Below are 13,631 nucleotides of genomic sequence, written 5' to 3'. Positions count from 1 at the left end.
CTTTCGTGCGTCTGGATAGATGCGCGGCGCTGTAGAGCACAGTTTCCTGTCACAATAAAGAGCGGTCCCGTCAAGGCGGCACCTGCGACTTTGCTTAACCGGCTATCTTCCAGGGGCAGCGATGCCGCGGCCGCACCGGCACGACTTCGGGTCGATTCCGAAATCATCGCGAATGCGGGCAGCTTGCCGCAAGCGCATCGTGCTATAGCTTCAACAGAGCCCATTGCCTCGCATCGCGACCGAAGTTCCTGGAGCAGACCAACGTGACTGGTGATCACCTCAAGGCCCTGATGGGCTTGCAAGCCGCAACGCCGGTGCTCATCGCGCTCTATGATCCGCAGGATCGGCTGCGCTACGCCAATGAAGCCTTTCGGTCGGCCTACCACGTCGGCGAGGGCGAAGCGCCGACCTGGGCGGAGATCATGCGCCGCAATCATGCCGCGGGCAGGGGCACCGTTCTCAAGACTGACGACCTCGAAGGCTGGATCGCCGCCACGGTCCACCGGCGCGGGAAGGTGCCTTTCCGCACGGTCGAGACCGACCTTCACGACGGCCGCTGGCTTTGGATGACGGAGACCGTGGACCAGAAAGGCTGGATGCTGTGCATCGCCGTCGACATTACGGAGGTGCGGGCGGGGGAGCGCAAGCTTCGCCAGGACCGGGATTTCGCGCTCAGGGCCTCACAGGTGGACGAACTCACCAGCGTGCCCAACCGGCGCTACACGATGGAAAGGCTCAACGAGTTCATCCGCAACTGCGCCGAGAACCCGCACATGTGGGGGTGCGTGGCAATCATAGACATCGACTATTTCAAGGCGATCAACGATCGCTATGGCCATCATCGCGGTGATGAGGTCTTGCTCGACTTCGCCCGGCAGATGCAGGAATTCGTGCGGCGCTCCGATTGCTTCGGGCGGATCGGCGGCGAAGAGTTCATGCTGATCCTGCCGGACACCACCGTCAGCGAAGCGAACCTCATCCTCGATCGGCTGCTGGACAGGGTCCGCAACGCCAGACCGCTTTCGAACATACCGGAGTTCTTCTACACCTGTTCGGTCGGACTTGCGGAGTATCGGGAGGGCGACAGCGTCAGGGACATTTATTCACGCGCGGACGATGCCCTTTACATCGCCAAGCGTGAAGGGCGCGATCGCGTCAAGCGTCATACGCTACCCGGATCAGACCGTGAGTTCAGCCCGGATCAGTCCCCTTAGGGAATTGCCGATGTAAAGACGGCCGCTTGCGAGATCGGCGGGAGCCAACCGCTCGACCCGTGCCCGCCGCTGGCAGATGAGCTCCGTGCGCAGAACGCCGGCGAGAAGGCCGCAGGCGATCGGCGGCGTCTTCAAGTACCCGCTGCCGTCATCGAGAAAGACCGAAGTTATCGTCCCCTCACAGACCTCCCCCTTTTCATTGAGCAGGATGACCTCGTCGGCCTCGGCCGTGGAAAACTCGCTGCGTGCCGCCTCGTAGCGGCTCCGGCGCGTGGTCTTCATCCGGAGGAGGCGGTCGCTGGAATCGAGCCGCGTCGAGGCGATCCGCACCCGCCACGCCGCGCCGTCGGCAAGCGGCACGAAGGGCGCCGTCGTCACGTCGATGCTGCCGTCGCGGTCGAGCGTGAGGCGCACGCGCAGCGGCGCTCGCGCGCCCGAAACGGCTCGCCCCAGCGTCGCCTCGGCTGCGGCCGCACCTGAAAAGCCGAGGCGTCTGGCGGAGCGCGTCAGTCGCGCCAGATGCAGCCGCAGCCTCGTAAAGCCATTCTCCGGTTCGTAGCGCAGCGTCTCGATCAGGGAAAAACCGGTCATCGGGCGATCTCGGCATCGCCGACGGCGAAGCGGGCCTTCAGCAGGCATTCCTCGTACTCTGCCTCGGCCTTGGAATCGAAGACGATGCCGCCGCCGACATTGAACACAGCCCGGCCCCCGGCAAAGAGCGATATGGTGCGGATCGCGACGTTGAAGCGCATGGTGCGGTTCGGGGCGATGTAGCCGATCGCGCCGCAATAGGCGTCACGCGCCCCGGGCTCCAGATCGTGGAGAATTTCCATCGCCCGAATCTTCGGGGCGCCGGTCACGGAGCCGCAGGGAAAGAGCGCGGCGAAAATGTCGGCGATGCCGATCTCGGGCAGAAGCTTCGCCCTGACGTGGCTCACCATCTGGTGGACCGTCGGATAGGTCTCGATGTCGAAGAGCTTCGGCACGTCGAGCGTGCCGACTTCGGTCACGCGGGAGATGTCGTTGCGCAGAAGGTCGACGATCATGCGGTTCTCGGCTTGCGTCTTCTCGTCGGCGCGCATCGCCGCGATGATCGCGTCATCCTCATCAGGGCTCGCGCCGCGCCGCGCCGTGCCCTTCATCGGATGCGTCTCGATCCAGCCGTCGGCGTCGACCCGGAAGAAAAGTTCCGGCGAGCGCGAGATCAGGACCGGGCCGTCGAGGGCGACGAGCGCGCCGTATTTCACCGGCTGACGCTCGATCAGCGACCAGAATGCGGCAAGCGGATCGCCGGACCAGCGCGCATGGATCGGCATGGTCAGGTTGGCCTGGTAGCAATCGCCCTGGCGCAGATGCCGGTGCAGCTTTTCGAAGCGCTGGCGATAAGCAGGAAAATCCCAGCCTGCACGAGGCTCCGCGAGGAGGGGCTCGTTTTCGATGCGCCGCTGCGGCACCGCAAGCGGATGGTCCTTTGCCGGCGCGTCGAAGACGCCGAAGGACATCAGCGGCGTTTCCCGGTTCTCCGGCGCGAAGGGGGCCAGTTTCTTCTCGAAAAGATGGCCCGCTTCGTAGGCCATGAAGCCCGCGATCCATTTGCCGGCACGATGGGCCGCCTCGATTTCGCCAAGGCCGCGGTGGAACTCAGCCCTCGTCCGTGCCGTGATGACGCGCAAAGGCTCGGCGAAAACCGTCGTGCGGTTCTCGCTGTCGTCCCGGAAGAGGACATAGGGCGCGTGTTCGATCATCGAGGTCGGTCGCTGTCAATTCGGTCCGACGGGGGCCGATACGGCCCGAGCGGGTCACGCCTTATCAAGCGCCTCCAGTTCGTCGATGAGCCCTTCAATCATCGACAGGCCCTGTGCCCAGAACGACGGATCGGTGGCGTCGAGCCCGAAGGGCGCGAGAAGTTCGGAATGATGCTTCGTTCCGCCCGCCTTCAGCATCTCGAAATATTTCTCCTGGAAGCCGCGCTCGGCGTTCTGATAGACGGCATAGAGGGAGTTCACCAGGCAATCGCCGAAGGCATAGGCATAGACGTAGAAGGGCGAATGGATGAAGTGGGGGATATAGGCCCAGTAGGTCTCATAGCTCTCAGAAAGCCGGATCGCCGGGCCGAGGCTTTCGCTCTGCACCGATAGCCATATCCGGCCCAGGTCCTCGGCCGTCAGCTCGCCTTCCTTGCGGGCCGTATGCACCTTGCGCTCGAAATCATAGAAGGCGATCTGCCGGACGACCGTGTTGATCATGTCCTCGACCTTCTGCGCAAGCATCGCCTTGCGTTCGCGCTTGTCCTTGGTCCGGTCGAGGAGCGCGCGGAAGGTCAGCATCTCGCCGAACACGGATGCGGTTTCCGCAAGCGTCAGCGGCGTCGAGGCCATCAGCGCGCCCTGGGCGCCGGCAAGGACCTGATGGACGCCATGGCCGAGCTCGTGAGCGAGCGTCATCACGTCGCGCGGCTTGCCCATGTAGTTGACCAGAACATAGGGGTGCACGGAAGGGACGGTCGGATGCGCGAAAGCGCCCGGCGCCTTGCCCGGTCGGACCGGCGCGTCGATCCAGCTATCGTCGAAGAAGCGCCGCGCGATCGCCGCCATTTCCGGGGCGAAGGCGTGATAGGCGGAAAGGACCGTATCCCTTGCTTCGTTCCAGGGAATAAGCGCGTTCGGCGTTTCCGGCAGAGGGGCGTTCCGATCCCAGAAATCCATCTGCTCCATGCCGAGCCACTTGGCCTTCATCGCATAATAGCGGTGCGAGAGCCGGGGGTAGGCGGCCTTCACCGATGCGGCCAGAGCGTCCACGACCTCACGCTCCACCCGGTTGGCGAGATGGCGGCTGTCGGCGATATCCTCGAAACCGCGCCAGCGGTCGGAGATTTCCTTGTCCTTCGCAAGCGTGTTGGTGACGAGGGTGAAGGTGCGGATATTCGCTTTGAAGGTTTCCGCGAGCGCAAGCGCGGCCTTCTTGCGCACTTCGACTGAAGGGTCCTGCAGAAGGTTGAGCGTCACTTCCAGCGGCTGCTCCTTGCCGTCCACCGAAAAGGTCAGCGATGCGATCGTCTCGTCGAAGAGCCGGTTGAAGGCGTTTGCGCCGGTCATGGACTTTTCGAGGAAAAGCTGCTCCAGCCTGTCGTCGAGCTGGAAGGGCTTGTCCTTGCGCAGGTCGAGGATCCAGGGCCGATAGTGGGCGGCAAGGCTGTCGGTCGCGAGGGCGGCGTCGATCACCTTGTCGTCGATGCGGTTGAGTTCCAGCGAGAAGAACAGGAGATGCGCCGATATGTCGGTAAGCTTCGACTGGACGTCGCCGTAGAGCTTTCCGTTCGCCGGATTGGACGTATCGGAGAAATAGGTAAGCCCCGCAAAGGAGGCGATGCGGCCCATGAGGTCCTCCAGCGCCTCGAATTCCTTCACGGCCGCGCCGATGCCCTGATCGCCGGTTCGGCCGGCGGCCTCCTTGAGCTTGCCCTTCCACTTCGCCTCGAAGGCGATCGCGTCGGTTTCCGCCTTCGCGAGGTCCGAGCGGAATTCCTCGGAAGAGGGCGAGAGGTAGAGGTCCGTGAGCCGCCAGGACGGCAGCTCGCCGAGCTCGTCCGGCGCTGCTGAAGCCTGTCCGGCCCCGGAATTCACCAGCGAGGCGCGCATGAGGGATTGCCCGGAGGCGGCAAGGCGTGGCGAGGCAAAATTCATCGTCGGTTCTCTCGTTTTGAACAGGCCTTAACCCTGAAGCGAGGCAACGGCATGGCGCCCATTGCTACCGCCCGCGATGGATAAAATGCAAGCATTTCTCAAAACAGGATGTTCAGCCGTTTGTGGGACGAATGGCCGGTATGATTTGGCACATGATGCTGGCCAAAGGTACCCCGCGTGTCCCAAGCAGGAGGCTTTCGTGACATCTCATATTCTTGTCATCGACGACGATCCGGTGCAGCGGCGGCTGTTGACGAACATGATCGAGCGGCTGGGCCATGTCGCGCATCTCGCCGATAACGGGCGCAGCGGGCTCGAACTCCTGCAACGCAAGGGGGGGATCATCAACGTCATCCTGCTCGATCTTCTGATGCCGGAAATGAACGGGCACGGCCTTCTCGAGGCGCTCGCCGAGCGTGGCATCGACATCCCGGTCATCGTTCAGACAGGGCAGGGCGGCATCGAAACGGTGGTCCAGGCGATGCAGGCCGGCGCCTTCGATTTTCTCGTAAAGCCGGTTTCGCCGGAGCGGCTGTCGATCGCCTTGGGCAACGCGCTGAAGATGGCGAGCCGCGACGGCAAGGTCAAAACCGCACGGCGTCCGCGCGGCGGGGCAGTCGGTTTCGACGATATCGTCTCGGCAAGCCCGGCGATGATCCGCGTCATCGATCTCGCGCGCCGCGCTGCCCAGTCGAACATTCCGATCGTGCTCGAGGGCGAGTCGGGCGTCGGCAAGGAAATGGTGGCCCGCGCCATCCAGGCGGCGAGCGACCGGGCGGCGAAGCCTTTCGTCACCGTCAATTGCGGCGCCATTCCCCACAACCTCGTCGAGAGCATTCTCTTCGGTCATGAGAAGGGAGCGTTTACGGGCGCAAGCGAAAAGCACAGCGGCAAGTTCGTCGATGCCGATGGTGGCACCCTCTTTCTCGACGAGATCGGCGATCTTCCGCTCGAGGTCCAGGTAAAACTGTTGCGCGCCGTCCAGCAGGGCGAGATCGAGACGATCGGGGCGCGTCAGCCGCAGAAGGTGAACGTGCGCCTCATCTCGGCCACCAACAAGGACCTCATCACCGAGGTTCGCGAGGGCCGGTTCCGCGAAGATCTCTACTATCGGCTGAACGTTTTCCCGATCACCATTCCGGCGCTACGCCGGCGCAAGGAGGATATCCCCGTTCTCGTACGCGCCTTCGTCGAGCGCTTCGCCGCCGAGCAGAGGCTGGATCAGAGGCTGACGGTATCGAGCGGCGCGATGGCGCTGCTGACGTCCTACGACTGGCCGGGCAATATCCGCCAGCTCGAAAACGCCATCTTCCGCGCCGTCGTCCTCGCCGAAGGTCACGAACTCACGGTCCGGGACTTTCCGCAGGTCGCCACCCAGATACCGGGATACATCGTTGCCGATCGCAGCGGTCTCTCGTGGGGCGAAGCCGGCCCGGAACGCCGTCCCGCTTCCGCTCAGCTCGCCGCCGCCCCGGCCGACGCGGGCCCGCGGGAACAACCGCATTCCGAAACGACTCCGGACGGCCGCCTGGAAAACGCCATCGCCAGCCTCAGCGAGGGCGGCGAGGTCAGGAAGCTCGCCGAGGTCGAGGAGGAGCTGATTCGCTTTGCCCTGAAATTCTACCGCGGCCAGATGAGCCAGGTGGCGCGCAAACTGGGAATCGGCCGCTCGACTCTCTATCGCAAACTCAAGGATTACGGCATCGATCCCGACAATCCCCTGCGTGAAGCGGCATAAAATCGACGCATTCACACCTCATTTGCCGTGCAAATCGTCCACCGCCGTTTAGACCTTGTTAGCAAACTGTTCACTATATTATAAGGGGCGGTGAACACTGTGGCATAATTGCCATGCTGTCACCTTATTTGACAGTCATCTGAGACAGCAAAGCACGGTTGTCCGTCGGACGGGGATTGAATGCCAAATTTGTTCGGTTTGGAGGAACCAGTCGGTTCCTTTGCGCGCAGACTCTGCTCGGCGGTCGCTCGAAAGGCGCCCCAGGTCCTGGCGTCCATCGCGCTGGTTTGCTCCCTCGTCACACCCGGGATGGCACCTCCGGTCGAGGCCGCCGGCCAGACACGCACCCTCAAGCTGTATTTCATCCACACCAAGGAAAAGGCGCAGATCACCTTCAAGCGCAACGGTCGCTACGATCAGAAGGGTTTGCAGCAGATCAATCGTTTCCTGCGCGACTGGCGGCGGAACGAGCCGACCAAAATGGATCCGCGCCTGCTCGATCTCGTCTGGGAAGTCTACCAGAAGAGCGGTTCGCGCGACTATATCCACGTCGTTTCCGCCTATCGCTCGCCGGCCACGAACGGCATGCTGAGGTCGCGGTCGAAGGGCGTGGCGAAGAAGAGCCAGCACATGCTCGGCAAGGCGATGGACTTCTATATACCGGACGTGAAGCTCAAGGCACTGCGCGAGATCGGCATGAAGTTCCAGGTCGGCGGCGTCGGCTATTACCCGACTTCCGGTTCGCCCTTCGTCCATATGGACGTCGGCGGGGTACGCGCCTGGCCGCGCATGACGCGCAACGAGCTCGCGCGGCTCTTCCCGGACGGCAAGACCATGCATATTCCCTCCGACGGAAAGCCGCTGCCGGGCTATGAGCAGGCTGTGGCCGATTACAAGCGCCGCGTCGGCGCATCGGCGATCCAGGTCGCAGGCGGCGGCGCCAAGGGGCCGGGCGATACCGGCAAGCGCCGCAACCTCTTCGCCGCGCTCTTCGGCGGAGGCGGCGACGAGGATGAAGAACCCGCGGCAATCGCTGCCGGCGGCGCCGAAGAGGAAGCTCCGGCCAGGGTTCAGACCGCATCGGCGCCGGCGGCACAGGATGCTCTTCCCGGTGTTGCAGGTTCCACTGCGGCGCCTGCCGGGCAGCAGGATATCAACGCACCGGTGCCGGCCGTGCGACCGGCATTCAAGGAAACCCCGGCTGATGGCGGCGTAGCGGTTGCACTCGTCGCGCCGGAAAAGAACAGTGCCCAGGAGGCGCTGGCAGCTGCCATGCCGCAGACAGCGGCCGTGCCGTCGGAATTCGCGGATCTGAGCACCCTCAAGGTTCCGGTTCCGCAAATGCTCGACCGTCGCGACATGAACGCCTTGATCGCCAACGAGACGCTCGTCGCCTCCGCCGACGGCCAGGCACAGGAGTTCGGCTTCGTGCCGGTGCCGGGAATGCGTCCGGCCGGCGAAGAGGCGCTCGCGGCCGTGGCTCACGCCGAGGTCACCATTCCCGCTTCTGCGGATGGGCCTGCGCTCGCTTCCGCGGCGCAGCCGCCGAGTGCCGCCGGTACGCGCGTTGCCCTCGCAGCGCCGACCAGCGAGGATCGGGCGCCTGCATTTTCTCCGGCGATCGAGGTCGCGGCCTATGCGCCGCAGTCGGGTTCCGCTTCACGTGAGGCGATCTTCGACAGCGTCTTCGACACGGAGGCCGATGCTCCCTCGAAGGGCGCCCGTCCCAAGAGGCAGGATGCCCAGGCGAAGAGCCGGTCTTCCGTACGCACGGAACCGAAACTGACGCAGAAGATCATTTCCGAGTGGGCACTCTCGGCGGGCCGTGTGGCTACCCTGTCGAAGCCGGTCAAGGCGCCGCGCTTCGTCAGCAAGTCGCTCCGCGTCGCGCCGACGACCGTTTATGCGGCCGGCTTCACCAGCAATAGCGGAGCGGTCGATACGGCGCGCTTCAGCGGCAGCGCGGTCAACTTCATGGAAGTGAAGAAGTTCAGCACAAACTGAGCCTTCGATTGCCGCTTGAATATAAAAAGCCCGCCAGGTCAGTCCGCCGGCGGGCTTTTTGCCGAGTTGTCAGGCAGCGTCCTCGGATTCGGCGGCAGGGATCATGCCCAGCGCCTGGAGGTAGGTGTCAAGGATCGCTTCCTGTTCCATGCGCTCGTCGGCGTCCTGCTTGCGGATCGAAATCACCTTGCGCAGGATCTTGGCATCGAAGCCCATCGATTTTGCCTCGCCATAGACATCCTTGATGTCGTCGGCGATGGTCTTCTTCTCTTCTTCCAGCCGTTCGATCCGTTCGATGAAAGCGCGAAGCTGGTCGCGGGCAATGCCGTGAGCATCCGACATGGTCGTCTCCTTGTGGGGATGAATTTTCCGGGTGCTGTGAACTGCCGTGAACGGCCGCCGAGGTCAAGGGCGATTGCGCAACAACACAGGCATTTCCCGCGCAGGTCTTACTCCTTCGGGCGATTGCGTTCGAACGCGGCTTTCTGTTCGGGCGAGGCCTCAGCCTGGTTCTGCGCCCGCCATTCCTCATAGGGCATGCCGTAGACGATCTCCCGGGACTCCTCCTTGCTCATCGGCACGCCGGAGGCCTCCGCCGCCTCGCGATACCAGTTCGACAGGCAATTGCGGCAGAAGCCGGCGAGGTTCATCAGGTCGATGTTCTGGACGTCGCTGCGTTCGCGCAGATGTTCGAGCAGCCGGCGGAAAGCCGCGGCCTCGAAAGCGGTGCGCTGTTCCGGGTTGATTTCGCTCATCGGGGTGGCCTCCTCTTCTTCAGTCGCTGTAAGCGCCCGTGCGGGACGGGTGGCGCTGGTAGGCATGAAGCTCCGGCAGGGCGTTGAGCGCCGCAAGGATGGGCGCCAGACGCTCCGCCCAGGCGGCGACACCCGCGGCATCGGCGATCAGGTCCTGTCGGACCTCGATCAGCGCATGCGCGATCCCGGGAGCCATGCAGTGCCGGTACATGGTATCGCCACGCAGCGCGCCGTCATAGGGCTCGTTGTTGCCGACGACGATGTCGCCGGCGGCCTCCAGCCGTTCGATCAGCGGAAATACGGCGCGCGGGTCGTTATCCCAGAGAACCGAGGCATGCCAGGGGCGTGCCACGCCCTTCCAGAAGGGCGTGAAGGAATGCAGGGAAATGACGAGAGGCGCTCTTCCGAAGGCCGCGGCGGACCGGGCGATGGTTTCGGATACGGCCTCGTGGTAGGGGCGGTGAAAGCGCCTTATGCGGTTCTGCCACTCCTCGTCCGAGATCGGGTGGTTGCCCGGAACGATCGCGCCATCGGAAATCTTCATGATCAGGGTGGGGTCGTCTTCGCCACGATTCGGATCGATCAGGAGGCGCGAGAAACAGCCGAGCACGGCCGGTGCGCCGAGTGCGTCCGACAATCGCCGCGTCAGCGGTTCGATGCCGATATCGTAGGCGATGTGACGCTCGAAGGCGCTTTCGGGCAGGCCGAGCCGGCCATATTCCGGCGGCAGCCGGTTCATTGCATGGTCGGCAACCAGCACGAGACCCTTTGCCGGATCGCCCCCGGTGATCTCGTAAGGAGAGTAATGGTGCATTCGGCTCCTGCCAGGCTAAAGGTACCCACCTGATTGCACGCAAAGCCGCCATTCGCAAGAAAAACGCGAAGCTCTTATGCCGTTCCGTCACAGGAATGACGATTATAATCGATTAGAGTTGCGTTGACTTTCAGGGCTGGGCGTCGCAAGAAAGTGCCACGCAAATCAAAACGGAGTTCCGTAGGAAGCCGTGTCTAGATATCCTTTTTCCAGAGTGAAGCCGGGGTCGATGACGTTTGGATCCATCCTCCTGTTTTCCTTGGCAATTTCCGCTTCATTTCTCTCTGCCGGCGATGCCCGCGCCGATTTTCGAGTCTGCAATGGGACGCAGACTCTGGTCGGCGTGGCGATCGGTTATCGGGCCAAGGAAGGCTGGGTGACCGAAGGCTGGTGGCAGGTTCCGGCGACGACCTGCGCCACGCTGATCGAAGGCGAACTTCAGTCCCGATATTATTATCTCTACGCGGAAGATGCGGCCAAGGGCGGCCGTTGGACCGGCGACGTCAACATGTGCGTGGCCGAAAACGAGTTCAAGATCGTCGGCGTGCAGGACTGCTTCGCCCGCGGCTTCCAGCGCATGGGATTCAAGGAATACGACACGGGGCGGCAGGGAAGCTGGATGGTTCAGCTTTCCGACACGCCCGGCACGCAGGAAAGCCAGAATTGATGAGACGGAACAGGAAAGTCAAAATCCTCGCGACACTCGGGCCGGCATCGGCCGACGAGCAGATGATTCAGAAGCTGCACGAGGCGGGGGCCGATCTGTTCCGAATCAACATGAGCCATGCAAGCCATGAGGTCATGCGCACGCTGATCGAACGGATCCGTGTGGTCGAGGCGCGCTGCGGCCGTCCGATCGGTATCCTCGCCGATCTGCAGGGGCCGAAGCTGCGCGTCGGAAAGTTCGCCGAAGGCAAGGTCGAACTCAAGATCGGCCAGACCTTCACGCTCGACAACCGCGATGTGCCCGGCGACAGCCGCCGCGTCTATCTTCCGCATCCGGAGATCCTCGAAGCGGTGAAGCCCGGCCATCGCTTGCTCATCGACGATGGCAAGCTGCATCTGCGCGCCGAAAAGTCCGATGGCAAGAGCATCGTCACCACGGTCGTTTCCGGCACGCGGATTTCGGACCGCAAGGGCGTCAGCCTGCCCGATACGCTGCTTGGCGTCGGCGCGCTGACCGACAAGGACCGCGTGGACCTCGACGCCGTGCTGGCGACAGGAGAGGTCGATTGGGTGGCGCTTTCCTTCATCCAGCGCCCTGAGGACCTTGCCGAGGTTCGCAAGATCGCCCGCGGTCGCGTTGGACTGATGTCGAAGATCGAGAAGCCGCAGGCGATCGAGCGGATCGACGAGATCATCGAGCTTTCGGATGCGCTGATGGTGGCACGCGGGGACCTCGGCGTCGAAATGCCGCTCGAATCCGTACCCGGGCTTCAGAAACAACTGACGCGTGCCTGCCGGCGCGCGGGCAAGCCGGTCGTCGTCGCCACGCAGATGCTCGAATCGATGATTTCCTCGCCGGTGCCGACGCGCGCAGAAGTGTCGGACGTGGCGACCGCCGTGTTCGAGGGGGCCGATGCGGTGATGCTTTCGGCCGAATCCGCCTCCGGCGAGTACCCTGTCGAGGCGGTTTCGACCATGGCGTCGATCGCCAGCAACGTCGAGCGCGATCCGCATTATCCGGGGATCATCTACGCTCAGCGCACGCCGCCGGAAGCAACGGGCGCGGACGCCATCTCGCTTGCCGCTCACCAGATCGCCGAGACGCTCAAGCTTGCCGCAATCGTGACCTACACCTCCTCCGGCACCACCGGGCTGCGCGCTGCGCGCGAGCGCCCCCAGGTGCCTGTCATCGCACTTTCGCCGATCGTCCAGACGGCTCGCCGGCTTTCCGTGGTGTGGGGGCTGCACTGCGTCGTCACAGGGGATGCGACCGATCTCGACGATATGGTCAACCGCGCCTGTCGAATCGTCTCGACGGAAGGCTTCGGGAAGCCGGGAGACCGAATCATCGTAACCGCCGGCGTGCCGCTCGGTACCCCCGGCGCCACCAACATGCTGCGCATCGCCTATATCGGCTCGGACGGCCAATCGGGCATCTGAGCCGCCGCCTGCTCGATCGAGCGCTTTTCGACGCAGCCCCTCATCCGCCTGCCGGCACCTTCTCCCCGCAAGCGGGGCGAAGGGGCTCGCGGCGCCGACTTCGTCCGCTCTCCACGTTCACAGCGCGTCTTAGAGCATTTCAACGCTTCATAGAAACACTGAAATGCTCTAACCATTTGATTCAACGCACTTCCGGACGGCCGGTGGCGACGCCTTGCGCCTGCGGCCGGACGAGGGGCATTCTCGCGTCCTCAGGTGCCGGTCACGTGCGGCTGCCTGCAAGCTTTTCCGCGAGTTCGCCAAGTTGCTCCTGCGCCTTCCGGTCTGAGGGGTAGATGTCGAGGAATTGCTGCCATGCGCGCATGGCAAGTTCATCCTTCCCGGCGGCCTCGAGCATGGTGGCCATGCCGGCGAGCGCGCCGAAATGGCGAGGCTCCAGGGCAAGGACATGATTTATGTCGGACATCGACTTGCGGAAGTTGCCCATCTGGTAGTGCAGCGTGGCGCGGCGGTTCCAGCCTTCGACATAGTCGGGGGCGAGGGCAAGCGCCTGGTCCAGAAGATCGAGTGCCGCCGACTGCTTCTCATCGGCAATCGCCTTGTTGGCCCATTGCATCAGGAGATTCACGGTCGCGCTACCGGAATCCTGCCATTCGAGACGGATGCGATCGGCCACCTGCCGGGCCTTGCCCTCATCGCCTTCCTTCTTGAGATCGGCGAAGAGGGCATCGACGCGCTCTTTCGGAGTGGTAAGCGCAGCGACCTCGGCCTGAGGCGAGGGTTCTGCCGCACTAAGCGGCGCGGCGGCCACTATCGCGGCGGCGGTCACGGCAAGAGATGCCAGTATCAGCTTCATGAAAACACGCATGGCGGACATCGTAGCCCGCCATGAAACAAGATCAAATCAATTTTGGGAAATCGGCGAGCAAGCCGCCGTGTTCCGGATTTTCCTTGAATCACGCCGATTCAGGAGACGTGCAGCAAGCCGAGTGCTACGACCTTTGCGCATCCGCCAAGACGCGCGGCGCTGCAGGCACGGCCTGCAGCAAGCATCAGCCCTGGCGTGCCTTGAAGCGCGGGTTCAGCTTGTTGATGATGTAGACGCGGCCCTTGCGACGAACCAGACGGTTTTCGCGGTGACGGGTCTTCAGGGACTTGAGCGAATTCTTGATCTTCATTTTTCCTGATCCGCAGGGTTTCGGGGAACGAAAATTCGCCCGGTAATTCCAACAATCAAAAGCGCGCCGTTCAGCGCGCTGTTCAAGTAGGCAGGCACATACCGTGTCGCCCCAATCGTGTCAACCGCATGACGGGGAT

13 protein-coding genes are annotated in these 13,631 nt (G+C 63.3%); 5 read left to right on the top strand and 8 right to left on the bottom strand.

Annotated features, from left to right (window positions below):
* Positions 1-263 precede the first annotated feature (263 nt).
* Positions 264-1,214 carry a sensor domain-containing diguanylate cyclase gene (locus tag CN933_RS19885; protein ID WP_018096790.1) on the top strand — a complete coding sequence of 317 codons (951 nt, stop codon included), beginning with the start codon at positions 264-266 and terminating at the stop codon, positions 1,212-1,214.
* Here CN933_RS19885 and CN933_RS19880 read toward each other — a convergent pair.
* Genes CN933_RS19880 through CN933_RS19870 form a run of 3 tightly spaced genes read right to left on the bottom strand, consistent with a single transcriptional unit; the run spans position 1,179 to position 4,897 of the window.
* Positions 1,179-1,805, bottom strand: a complete 627-nt coding sequence (locus CN933_RS19880) for an aminotransferase class IV family protein (protein WP_018096791.1) — start codon at positions 1,803-1,805, stop codon at positions 1,179-1,181. The genes CN933_RS19885 and CN933_RS19880 overlap by 36 nt on opposite strands.
* Positions 1,802-2,959 carry an aminodeoxychorismate synthase component I gene (locus tag CN933_RS19875; RefSeq protein ID WP_018096792.1) on the bottom strand — a complete coding sequence of 386 codons (1,158 nt, stop codon included), beginning with the start codon at positions 2,957-2,959 and terminating at the stop codon, positions 1,802-1,804. The genes CN933_RS19880 and CN933_RS19875 overlap by 4 nt, the downstream gene beginning before the upstream one ends.
* 54 nt (positions 2,960-3,013) lie before the next feature.
* Positions 3,014-4,897: a M3 family oligoendopeptidase gene (locus CN933_RS19870; protein WP_018096793.1), complete on the bottom strand. Its 1,884-nt coding sequence runs from the start codon at positions 4,895-4,897 to the stop codon at positions 3,014-3,016.
* 199 nt (positions 4,898-5,096) lie between these two features.
* Between CN933_RS19870 and CN933_RS19865 the strand changes: the two genes are divergently transcribed.
* Together CN933_RS19865 and CN933_RS19860 are read left to right on the top strand one after the other, a co-directional pair.
* A complete protein-coding gene (locus tag CN933_RS19865; protein ID WP_018096794.1) occupies positions 5,097-6,635 on the top strand; it encodes a sigma-54-dependent transcriptional regulator in 1,539 nt (512 codons plus the stop codon).
* A 180-nt stretch (positions 6,636-6,815) separates the two neighbouring features.
* A complete protein-coding gene (locus CN933_RS19860) occupies positions 6,816-8,639 on the top strand; it encodes a peptidoglycan L,D-endopeptidase MepK (RefSeq protein ID WP_018096795.1) in 1,824 nt (607 codons plus the stop codon).
* Positions 8,640-8,708: 69 nt separating this feature from the next.
* Here CN933_RS19860 and CN933_RS19855 read toward each other — a convergent pair whose 3' ends face one another.
* From CN933_RS19855 to CN933_RS19845, 3 genes are all read right to left on the bottom strand, one after another.
* Positions 8,709-8,981 (bottom strand): DUF2312 domain-containing protein, encoded by a 273-nt coding sequence (locus CN933_RS19855; RefSeq protein WP_018096796.1) that lies wholly within the window; start codon positions 8,979-8,981, stop codon positions 8,709-8,711.
* Between the two features lie 107 nt (positions 8,982-9,088).
* Positions 9,089-9,394 (bottom strand): DUF1244 domain-containing protein, encoded by a 306-nt coding sequence (locus CN933_RS19850; protein ID WP_018096797.1) that lies wholly within the window; start codon positions 9,392-9,394, stop codon positions 9,089-9,091.
* Between the two features lie 19 nt (positions 9,395-9,413).
* Entirely contained in the window at positions 9,414-10,208 is a 795-nt protein-coding gene (locus CN933_RS19845) for an N-formylglutamate amidohydrolase (protein ID WP_018096798.1), read from the bottom strand.
* A gap of 229 nt (positions 10,209-10,437) precedes the next feature.
* Here CN933_RS19845 and CN933_RS19840 point away from each other — a divergent pair, with 229 nt between their 5' ends.
* Both CN933_RS19840 and pyk read left to right on the top strand, forming a co-directional pair.
* On the top strand, positions 10,438-10,875 hold the full coding sequence (locus CN933_RS19840) for a DUF1036 domain-containing protein (protein WP_003531042.1): 438 nt from the start codon (positions 10,438-10,440) through the stop codon (positions 10,873-10,875).
* Entirely contained in the window at positions 10,875-12,314 is a 1,440-nt protein-coding gene (gene pyk, locus CN933_RS19835; RefSeq protein WP_018096799.1) for a pyruvate kinase, read from the top strand. Before CN933_RS19840 ends, pyk begins: the two co-directional genes overlap by 1 nt.
* Positions 12,315-12,576: 262 nt before the next feature.
* On the opposite strand, the gene CN933_RS19830 is transcribed toward pyk, so the two are convergent.
* Positions 12,577-13,191 carry a tetratricopeptide repeat protein gene (locus CN933_RS19830; RefSeq protein ID WP_018096800.1) on the bottom strand — a complete coding sequence of 205 codons (615 nt, stop codon included), beginning with the start codon at positions 13,189-13,191 and terminating at the stop codon, positions 12,577-12,579.
* A gap of 175 nt (positions 13,192-13,366) precedes the next feature.
* On the bottom strand, positions 13,367-13,492 hold the full coding sequence (gene ykgO / locus CN933_RS19825; protein ID WP_010970191.1) for a type B 50S ribosomal protein L36: 126 nt from the start codon (positions 13,490-13,492) through the stop codon (positions 13,367-13,369).
* Positions 13,493-13,631 lie beyond the last annotated feature (139 nt).

Source organism: Sinorhizobium sp. M4_45, from assembly GCF_002885915.1.
GTDB lineage: Bacteria > Pseudomonadota > Alphaproteobacteria > Rhizobiales > Rhizobiaceae > Sinorhizobium > Sinorhizobium meliloti_A.
The sequence above is the reverse complement of the archived record's forward strand: the minus strand, read 5'-3'. Positions and strand labels throughout refer to the sequence as shown.

Bases quoted from the DNA above. Each gene is read 5' to 3' on its own strand.
- CN933_RS19880 (WP_018096791.1), bottom strand. From the start codon at position 1,805: ATGACCGGTTTTTCCCTGATCGAGACGCTGCGCTACGAACCGGAGAAT.
- CN933_RS19875 (WP_018096792.1), bottom strand. From the start codon at position 2,959: ATGATCGAACACGCGCCCTATGTCCTCTTCCGGGACGACAGCGAGAAC.
- CN933_RS19870 (WP_018096793.1), bottom strand. From the start codon at position 4,897: ATGAATTTTGCCTCGCCACGCCTTGCCGCCTCCGGGCAATCCCTCATG.
- CN933_RS19860 (WP_018096795.1), top strand. From the start codon at position 6,816: ATGCCAAATTTGTTCGGTTTGGAGGAACCAGTCGGTTCCTTTGCGCGC.
- CN933_RS19855 (WP_018096796.1), bottom strand. From the start codon at position 8,981: ATGTCGGATGCTCACGGCATTGCCCGCGACCAGCTTCGCGCTTTCATC.
- CN933_RS19850 (WP_018096797.1), bottom strand. From the start codon at position 9,394: ATGAGCGAAATCAACCCGGAACAGCGCACCGCTTTCGAGGCCGCGGCT.
- CN933_RS19845 (WP_018096798.1), bottom strand. From the start codon at position 10,208: ATGCACCATTACTCTCCTTACGAGATCACCGGGGGCGATCCGGCAAAG.
- CN933_RS19840 (WP_003531042.1), top strand. From the start codon at position 10,438: ATGACGTTTGGATCCATCCTCCTGTTTTCCTTGGCAATTTCCGCTTCA.
- pyk (WP_018096799.1), top strand. From the start codon at position 10,875: ATGAGACGGAACAGGAAAGTCAAAATCCTCGCGACACTCGGGCCGGCA.
- CN933_RS19830 (WP_018096800.1), bottom strand. From the start codon at position 13,191: ATGTCCGCCATGCGTGTTTTCATGAAGCTGATACTGGCATCTCTTGCC.
- ykgO (WP_010970191.1), bottom strand. From the start codon at position 13,492: ATGAAGATCAAGAATTCGCTCAAGTCCCTGAAGACCCGTCACCGCGAA.